Raw genomic sequence first — 976 nt, 5'->3', positions numbered from 1 at the left:
AACGCGAGGCGGGTTCGCTCTCCCGCATCAACGGCAAGGACGCCCGCGCCAAGGACGTGCAGCTGCTTTTCGCCGCCCAGTCGACCGGCGCGCGCTCGCCCTCGATGGTCGGGCAAGGCCGCATCGGCGAGCTGATCCAGGCCAAGCCGCAGGCGCGCCGCGCGCTTCTGGAAGAGGCGGCCGGAATTTCGGGTCTGCATACACGCCGCCACGAGGCGGAACTGCGTCTGAAGGCGGCCGAACAAAATCTGGAACGGCTGGACGACGTCGTCGGCGAACTGGAAACCCAGATCGAAAGCCTGAAGCGCCAGGCCCGCCAGGCGTCGCGCTTCAAGAACCTGTCTGCCGATATCCGCAAGGCCGAAGCGACGATGCTGCATCTGCGCTGGACGCTGGCCAAGACGCAGGAGGGCGAGGCGCGCTCGGCGCTGGCGATTGCCACGGCACTCGTCGGCGACCGCGCCGCCGCCCAGATGGCTGCCGCCAGGGAGCAAGGGATCGGCGCCCACCGGCTGCCGGAGCTGCGCGATGCGGAAGCTGCCGCCGCTGCCGCCTTCCAGCGCCTGTCGATCGCCAAGACGCAGATCGAAGAGGAAGCGGGCCGCATCCGAGCCCGCCAAGCGGAACTCGACCGCCGGCTCCAGCAGCTCGACGGCGACATCAGCCGCGAAGAGCGGATGGTCCGCGACAATGCGGATATTCTCGAACGCCTCGCCACCGAAGAAGCCGCCCTCAATTCCGAGAACGCCGGTGCCGCCGAGCGCGAGGCCAGCACCCGCGCGGCGGTCGACCAGGCGGCGTCGACGCTTGCCGCGAGTGAAGCCAAACTCGCTGGGCTTACGGCCGAACGGGCGGAGGCCGCCGCCTCCCGCAACCAGATCGAACGAACGCTGCGCGACACCGCTGAGCGCCGCGACCGTTTCGGCCGCCAGCTCGCCGATGTCGACCGGGAATTGTCCGATATTGCCTCCAGGGT

1 pseudogene is annotated in these 976 nt (G+C 69.4%); it reads left to right on the top strand.

Features of this window, described 5'->3' with window-relative positions:
• Positions 1-976 (top strand): annotated as a pseudogene (locus NKH12_RS30445) (chromosome segregation protein SMC); the annotation flags it as partial.

Origin of the sequence: Mesorhizobium sp. M1322, from assembly GCF_040318085.1 — a bacterium.
In the GTDB taxonomy this organism is placed as follows: Bacteria; Pseudomonadota; Alphaproteobacteria; order Rhizobiales; family Rhizobiaceae; genus Mesorhizobium.
Note: the sequence above shows the minus strand (reverse complement) of the source record. Positions and strands in the feature narration are given on the sequence as shown.